The sequence below is a fragment of the Granulicatella sp. WM01 genome (genome assembly GCF_004570605.1).
In the GTDB taxonomy this organism is placed as follows: Bacteria; Bacillota; Bacilli; order Lactobacillales; family Aerococcaceae; genus WM01.
Window position 1 is genome coordinate 20,521 of record NZ_SPPB01000018.1, and the last position, 7,641, is coordinate 28,161.

The following is a 7,641-nucleotide window of genomic DNA, read 5'->3' on the forward strand; positions in this document are numbered from 1 at the left end:
ATGAAAAGCAATTATATATCAATTGTATTATAATATAAACATTAAAGATACTATTAAATGACAATCAAAAGGAGGAGTTTAATGTGTCAAAGAAAAAATTATTATGTAGACTAGGCATAGCCAGTCTTTTAATTGGAGGGGGAGTAGTCACAACAATGGCATTCAATGGATTTTCGTTAAATGGAACACCACAAGAAAATTATCGTAAAAAACAATTAAATTATTTAAAAGAGCATGAAGCGGACATGATTGCGTATATCCAAAAAAGATACCCTAAAATAGAAAGTGTGCAATTTGATTGGTCAACATTTGAGGTTGATAGTATTAGTAATGGGTGGATAACACCAAGTGGGTATAATTTATCTGTACGAGGTAAATTTAATAATCTGGAGCATACTAAACTTAAAGTAGATTTTTATTTAGAAAAATATGATGATATGCCTAATATTGATAAAATTGGGATGTTAAATCCTGCGAAAATTTTGAAAGATAATGTGTGGGTGAGATATGAATAATTTACAGACATTTGATAATATATATGCTAATTTGGCTCAAAGCGCATATCGTAAAAGACCACTGACATTTTCTGAGTTGGACAGTATACTAAAAGTTGAAGAGATAGATTATTCGGTTGATGAAATGTATGAAAATACCACCGTATTCGGCGGTCAAAATTTACCCAATAATGGTATTGTCTATTTACAACCAGACCCCACAAAAAAAGTGTTGTATAAAAAAGTAGATAGTCATGTGATAACTGGTGGGAAAAATCATGTTGAAACGTTTGATGTGTATGAGAATGAAAAGGGTTTACTGAGTGATAGGGTTAAAGGATTTAATGCCTATTTTTTAACAGACACACCGACGTTAACAAATGACACAAAAGAAACGTATTTAGCGATACGTGGCAGTGACGGCTTTCGATTTGCACTACATGACGTGCAGTTGCCATTAAATGATTGGCTTGATAATAATGAGCCTTTTATCATGAGTGATGCATATATTCCTCAAGCTAAACTGACACATGAGGCGATAACAGTGAAAGTACAAGAATTAAAGACTTATGCACCAAGCGCACAGTTGAATATAACGGGACATTCATTGGGGTCAATCAATGCAGCACAAGCAGTTGCTAACTTAGATGCTCATACATTGGAACGAATTAATAAAGTGGTGTTATTTCATGGTCCAGATGTGATGAAGAGTTTGAAAAAAATGGGGTTAAGTGAGGAACAAATCAAACGAGCAAGTGAGAAGGTAGAGTATTTTCTTAATCCATTTGATATTGTGTCAATGGCGAATAGAGATGTGCCAGAAAATGAACAATTTGGCAAAACTCATATTATTGTACCGTTACATTATAAAGGAACGTTTGATGATGGTGTGGCACATGATTTTGGAGATTTACAAATGGATAGTAAGGGGAATATTTTAGTGGCAACGCCAGATTTTCATCCAGAACTGATAGAAGCGGGGGAAAAAATAAGCCGTTTAACAAGGAAATATATAGATATCGTAAAATCTAAAGGTGGTACTTATTTAACGGCTATCACGGAGGGATTAAAAGCGCTACTTGAAAAACAGGTGGAGTACCAATACAATGTAGAAGTGAAGTATTTATTAGATGAATTTAAAAAAGAATACGACGCTATTATACAAGAAACAAGACAACAATCACTTGAGTGGAACTATGCTAATATCCCATTACTACAAGAGCGTATTTTAAAAGCTACTGGCGAACAAGAGATTATGTTACGACAACAATTGGTTTTATCGGCGGCTCAGTTGGCAACATTTGAGAATGAAGATAGAATAAACCAAGTCAAAACGTTATTAAAACAGTATAAAGAGCAAGTATATCATCTTGTCCATAAAGTACATCAGCAAGTGTATGGGTTAGGTAAACATCTTAATCACTATGAGTTAGAAAATCTAATATCAAATTTTCAATTACATACCTTTTGGAGAGATGATATAGAAAGTGAAATGATTAGTAACATGGATAAGTTTCAAGTAGATATTGAGCAATTTTCACAAACATTGGTTAAAGCAGCTGAACAGATGGTTATGTTAGATAAAGGGCAAGGGCAGTCGTTTGAAGAGATAATGACGACTGTTCAAGAAAGGTGGAGGAAATAATGGAGTATCAATTGCGGGTATCTGAAATGATAAATGTAGACTTACAATTTGAGCGTTATAGACAACAGATGAAATTACAACAGAAATTAGCTAGCCAAGCGTGTTTGGCACATACTCGTTTAGATATTGAAATGCTCAGTATTGAACTAGCTAGACAACTAGACGAGTTGAATGAAGCGTTTAAAAAAGGTGTAGCAGTTGATTATGTGGAAAGAATACAATATGGTTTTAAAGGGACGGTTGCAAAAGCTGCACAAGAAAAATTGCAGACGATGACAACACCACTATTAAAGGCACCACTCGTTGTATAGGTGTAGAAGATGACAAAACAAAAACAATTAGATGACATAGAGAATGCACACCGTTTGACAATGAAAACATATCGAACGGCTCAAGAGACTATTCATGATTTAAAATACCAAATATCACGTGAAACGCAAGACATTGTGAAAGCTGTTTATACGTGGTGTAAAGGTAGCCAGACATACGAAGTGCAATCGCTTTTGAATAGGATAACTGAGCATTTAGATGAGATGGAAAAAGAGTATAATAGACAGTTAGCACAGTTAGAAGAGTTAATTATCCAAGAAAAAAGACAGTATATGAAAAAAGTGCAAGACATTGAAGAGAGTCAAGATGACGATGTGTAAAATAAACAATAAATCATGTGTATACGTCGTAGGGACTGGAAAAAACTAAAATTTTAGCCTTTCGATTAACATGTGAAAAATTGAAAACAGCTTAGAACCAACGTTTCTGATGACGTTAGAATGAGCTGTTTTTTATTGTTAAGACTTTTTTTCCAGTCCCATTTTAACAGGTGTGGGACACATTGACCTATCTGTTTACGTATATCCTGTTCTTTTAATATTTTTCCTGTTATTTTGCAACAGGGTATACTATAAAAAAATAGAAAAAATGGGATGATAATACTTGAAATGTGACACATAATCTGGTAATATATCGTGGTACGTGTGTACAGGCGTGGGAGGAGAAATCTTTAACTCCATTAAACCACATCACGGACTTAAATCAAGGAGGAATGTTTCGTGGCTAAAAAAGTTGTCAAAATTGTTAAATTACAAATTCCTGCAGGTAAAGCAACACCAGCTCCACCAGTAGGTTCAACATTAGGTCAAGCTCAAGTGAACATTATGGGATTCTGTAAAGAATTTAATGCTCGTACAGCTGACCAAGCAGGATTGATTATTCCTGTAGTAATTAGTGTATATGAAGATCGTTCATTCGATTTCGTTACTAAAACTCCACCAGCAGCAGTACTATTGAAAAAAGCAGCTAAAGTGGAAAAAGGTTCAGGAGAACCAAACAAGAAAAAAGTTGCTACAGTGACACGTCAACAAGTACAAGAAATCGCAGAATTGAAAGCACCAGATTTAAATGCAGCTAGCGTAGAAGCTGCTATGCGTATGGTTGAAGGAACAGCTCGTTCAATGGGCTTTACTGTTCAAGACTAATACAAAAACAGACAGCTTCTCATTGATAGACTAATTTTAGTCTGTGGGAGGTAAAACCGCTAAAACCACAATAGGAGGAATTAATATGGCAAAGAAAAGTAAAAAATTCTTAGCAGCTGCTGCAAAAGTTGATGCAACAAAATCATACTCTATTGAAGAAGCAGTAGCATTAGTTAAAGAAATAGATTTTGCAAAATTTGACGCAACAGTAGAAGTTGCATATCGTTTAGGAATTGATACAAGAAAAGCAGACCAACAATTACGTGGTGCAATCGTGTTGCCACACGGTACTGGTAAAACAGCTCGTGTATTAGTTATTGCACGTGGTGAAAAAGCTAAAGAAGCTGAAGCAGCAGGAGCAGACTATGTTGGTGATGTTGATTTAATCGAAAAAATTGCTGGTGGCTGGTTTGACTTTGATGTTATCGTAGCTACACCAGACATGATGGGACAAGTTGGTCGTTTAGGTCGTGTATTAGGACCTAAAGGATTAATGCCAAACCCTAAAACAGGTACTGTTACAATGGACGTTACAAAAGCTGTTGAAGAAATCAAAGCTGGTAAAGTGACATACCGTGCAGATAAAGCAGGGAATTTACATGTTACTGTAGGAAAAGTTTCATTTGATAATGAAAAATTAGTTGAAAACTTGAAAGCTATTCATGAAACAGTTGTACGTATTAAACCAGCAACTTCTAAAGGTCAATACGTTAAAAACGTTGCAATTACATCTACGTTAGGACCTGGTGTTCGTGTAGACAGCACAACTCTATAAAATAGTAATGTGCACCTTCATATCATGATGAGGGTGCATGTTTTATATAAACATTTTTTGTATCTGATGTTATGTGAGTGCAAGGCAATATACAATGTCTTGCTGATATAAATATGTGATTTTTTGTTCAAATTCTAGGGATAGCTACTCTAATTAGTATGAGCCATTTTATGAGACGTCATATCAACATAACAGTAAAACACGACTATGACATTTTTAAGTCAAAAAGAGATACTTAAAAAAAATGATGATGAAGAAAAGGATACATTCATTATTTGTGAATTCTTTGACGAATAATAGTTTTATCCAAGCTATACTAAGCGTATATTGAAAAAGGAGAATTAACACATTATGTTTTCAGAAAAAATAGAAAAAGCATGTCATAAAAAAGAAGCATTGTTTGATGAAAGTAAGCTAAAATATGGATTACGTTCTATCTTTGCAGGTGCTTTTTTAACAATGAGTACAGCAGGAGGAGCTTATGCAGCTGATAAAATTAGTCATGTTCACCCAGATTTAGGAAAATTCATGTTTTCATTTTTATTTGCATGGGGACTTGTTTATATTTTATTTTTAAATGCCGAACTTGCCACATCAAATATGATGTATTTGGCAGCAGGGACATATCAACGTCATATTCATTGGAAAAAGGCAGCCACTATTTTATTCTATTGTACCTTATGCAATTTAATTGGAGCATTACTTATTGGATTTTTATTTAGTCAATCATCAGCATTTTCACATTTACATCTTGATGATTATGTGAGTGCTAATGTTGTTGCTAAAATAACTAAACCTAATCACATTGTTTTGTTAGATGCAATTTTAGCAAATGTTTTTGTTAATGTGGCTATATTATCTTTCTTATTTATTGAGAATCAAAGTGCTAAAATGTGGGTTGTGTTATCAGCTGTTTTTCTATTTGTATTTTTAGGAGAAGAGCATGTCATTGCTAATTTCGCCTCATTTAGTATTGTAAAATTCAATGAGATTGCCAATCAAATTCCACAACTAGACTGGTTAAATATGTTTAGACAATGGTCAGTTGCTTTTATTGGAAATTGTATTGGTGGAGGACTAATTATAGGCGTTGGGTATGCTTATTTGAATAAATCAAAATCAATCTATCGTGATTAATCGCAAAAGATAGACATGGTATTTTTTTATCAACAATAGAAAAAATAAAGAGTTAGAAATTAACTATACATGACTTGATAGAATACAGTGTGTTTCAATCGAGTGTTATATCTTTTAGTTTTTCTCAGATTATGGTGGTAAAAACAAAATTGCTTTACCTAGTGATGCAAAAAACGTGCTGGCGAACTTTTTTGTTCGCCAGCACAGTTTTTCTATATATAAAAATTTAATTTCCGTAGAATAAGCTATCACTAGCAAATTCAGGTTCAGATGTAATCATAATGCCTAATTGTCTAAATGTGTTTTCATCTGATTGTTGTAAAATGACTGTGCTATGTGCTTGTAAGTCACGTAATTGAACCAATTGTTTCCAAGCAGCATCAGCTGCTGGGTTTGTCACGGCAGAAATACTTAATGCCATTAAAATTTCTTTACAATCTAGGCTTGATTGTTTTTTAGTTAAAACATCATGTTTTAATTGGTTAATTGATTCTAAAATAACAGGAGGTAATAAATGAATATCGTCGCTAATATTGGCTAAATATTTGACACAGTTCAAGACACAAGCTGCTGCTGCACTCATTAAGGAGCTATGTTTTCCAGTAATGATTGTTCCGTCAGCTAATTCAATTGCTACGACAGGGATATTGTCATAAGATTGTGATTTTTGATTAGCCACTGAAACAACTGGACGGTTTTTAGGACTAAGTCCCATATCGTCCATAATATATTTGCCACGTTGTGCAGCAGATAAACTACCAATGCCTTTTTTATAATCACATTGAAGTGCAAAATAACGACGAATGATTTCTTGTTTAGCAGCATCTTGAACAGCCTCATCATCTACAATGGCAAATCCTGCACGGTTAACCCCCATATCAGTAGGAGAGTAGTACGGAATATCTGATCCGTTAATTTTAGTTAAGATACGTCTTAAAAGAGGAAAGGCTTCAATATCACGGTTATAGTTTACAGTTGTTTGATTGTATTTTTCCAAGTGGAATGTATCAATCATATTGACATCTTCTAAATCTGCTGTTGCAGACTCATAGGCAACGTTAACAGGGTGTTTTAATGGTAAATTCCAAATTGGGAAAGTCTCAAATTTAGCATAGCCTGCTTTTTTGCCACGTTTCACTTCATGGTATAACTGGTTTAAGCATGTTGCTAATTTACCACTATTTGGACCTGGTGCAGTAACAACAACAAGAGGTTTAGTTGTTTCAATATAGTCATTTTTTCCATAACCAGCATCACTAACGATTGTATCAACATCTAAAGGATACCCCTGAGTGTAACCGTGTGTGTACACTTTAATGCCACGACGTTCTAGTTTGTTTTTGAATTGTGTAGCAGAAGGTTGACCTGTGTAACGTGTAATAACGACACTATTAATGCTTAAATCCCAGTAACGTAAATCATCAATTAAGCGAAGCACATCTCTATCGTATGTAATCCCAAAATCGCTACGAACTTTATTTTGTTCAATATCTCCAGCGTAGACACAAATGATAATTTCCGCTTTTTCACGCAAATGATATAATAATTTTACTTTTCCGTCTGGGTCAAATCCTGGTAAGACACGCATAGCATGAAAGTCTCCGATTAATTTTCCACCGAATTCTAAATATAATTTATCATGTGCATTCACACGCTCTAAAATGTATCTACTTTGTTCATCTAAATATTGTTTACTGTCAAATCCTTTTTTCATGTTATTGTCCTCTCCATATAAAATAAATCGTTACTATTTTCAAAACATTATTATAGCATAAGACGATTTAAAATAGAAAATATATTTATTATTTGTTATCATTTTTTTACTATCTCGAATTGTAAAGCCAAGTGCAACAGTACATGAAAAATACTAAAGTCACAGTCTATGTCTGTGTGCGACATAGTTGTTTTGTAATGGAATAGGTGTAACGGTCAAGGTATTAGCGTAGCGAGCCTTTACGGTTACACCTATTCTGTTATAGTTTATGTCGTTGCACACAAACGATTAAACATAGTATGAGGTGTATCATAGTCTAGTATACGTCTAGGTCTATTATTTAACGCATTTTGTATAGTTGTTATCATTTGAATAGGTACTAAATTAAATGATTTTCCCTT

The 7,641-nt window shown here is 33.9% G+C and carries 8 protein-coding genes; 7 read left to right on the plus strand and 1 reads right to left on the minus strand.

Annotation, left to right across the window (positions count from 1 at the left end; translation table 11 throughout):
* Nucleotides 1–83: 83 nt before the first annotated feature.
* The 7 genes from E4T68_RS03900 (at nt 84) to E4T68_RS03930 (ending at nt 5,526) form a co-directional block, all read left to right on the plus strand.
* Nucleotides 84–515 carry a hypothetical protein gene (locus E4T68_RS03900; protein WP_135124327.1) on the plus strand — a complete coding sequence of 144 codons (432 nt, stop codon included), beginning with the start codon at nt 84–86 and terminating at the stop codon, nt 513–515.
* Entirely contained in the window at nt 508–2,139 is a 1,632-nt protein-coding gene (locus E4T68_RS03905) for a DUF2974 domain-containing protein (RefSeq protein WP_135124329.1), read from the plus strand. Before E4T68_RS03900 ends, E4T68_RS03905 begins: the two co-directional genes overlap by 8 nt.
* On the plus strand, nt 2,139–2,450 hold the full coding sequence (locus tag E4T68_RS03910; RefSeq protein ID WP_135124330.1) for a hypothetical protein: 312 nt from the start codon (nt 2,139–2,141) through the stop codon (nt 2,448–2,450). The genes E4T68_RS03905 and E4T68_RS03910 overlap by 1 nt, the downstream gene beginning before the upstream one ends.
* A 9-nt stretch (nt 2,451–2,459) precedes the next feature.
* Complete coding sequence (locus E4T68_RS03915; RefSeq protein WP_135124332.1) at nt 2,460–2,789, plus strand: hypothetical protein; 330 nt, start codon at nt 2,460–2,462, stop codon at nt 2,787–2,789.
* 399 nt (nt 2,790–3,188) lie between these two features.
* Nucleotides 3,189–3,614, plus strand: a complete 426-nt coding sequence (gene rplK / locus E4T68_RS03920) for a 50S ribosomal protein L11 (RefSeq protein ID WP_135124334.1) — start codon at nt 3,189–3,191, stop codon at nt 3,612–3,614.
* 85 nt (nt 3,615–3,699) lie between these two features.
* On the plus strand, nt 3,700–4,389 hold the full coding sequence (gene rplA, locus E4T68_RS03925) for a 50S ribosomal protein L1 (RefSeq protein WP_135124336.1): 690 nt from the start codon (nt 3,700–3,702) through the stop codon (nt 4,387–4,389).
* A 351-nt stretch (nt 4,390–4,740) separates the two neighbouring features.
* On the plus strand, nt 4,741–5,526 hold the full coding sequence (locus E4T68_RS03930; protein ID WP_135124338.1) for a formate/nitrite transporter family protein: 786 nt from the start codon (nt 4,741–4,743) through the stop codon (nt 5,524–5,526).
* Nucleotides 5,527–5,752: 226 nt separating this feature from the next.
* Here E4T68_RS03930 and E4T68_RS03935 read toward each other — a convergent pair whose 3' ends face one another.
* Entirely contained in the window at nt 5,753–7,240 is a 1,488-nt protein-coding gene (locus tag E4T68_RS03935; RefSeq protein WP_135124340.1) for a DUF1846 domain-containing protein, read from the minus strand.
* Nucleotides 7,241–7,641 lie beyond the last annotated feature (401 nt).

What these genes read in the sequence shown, in the direction of transcription:
- E4T68_RS03905 (WP_135124329.1), top strand. Translation starts at nt 508, where the DNA reads ATGAATAATTTACAGACATTTGATAATATATATGCTAATTTGGCTCAA.
- E4T68_RS03910 (WP_135124330.1), top strand. Translation starts at nt 2,139, where the DNA reads ATGGAGTATCAATTGCGGGTATCTGAAATGATAAATGTAGACTTACAA.
- E4T68_RS03915 (WP_135124332.1), top strand. Translation starts at nt 2,460, where the DNA reads ATGACAAAACAAAAACAATTAGATGACATAGAGAATGCACACCGTTTG.
- rplA (WP_135124336.1), top strand. Translation starts at nt 3,700, where the DNA reads ATGGCAAAGAAAAGTAAAAAATTCTTAGCAGCTGCTGCAAAAGTTGAT.
- E4T68_RS03930 (WP_135124338.1), top strand. Translation starts at nt 4,741, where the DNA reads ATGTTTTCAGAAAAAATAGAAAAAGCATGTCATAAAAAAGAAGCATTG.
- E4T68_RS03935 (WP_135124340.1), bottom strand. Translation starts at nt 7,240, where the DNA reads ATGAAAAAAGGATTTGACAGTAAACAATATTTAGATGAACAAAGTAGA.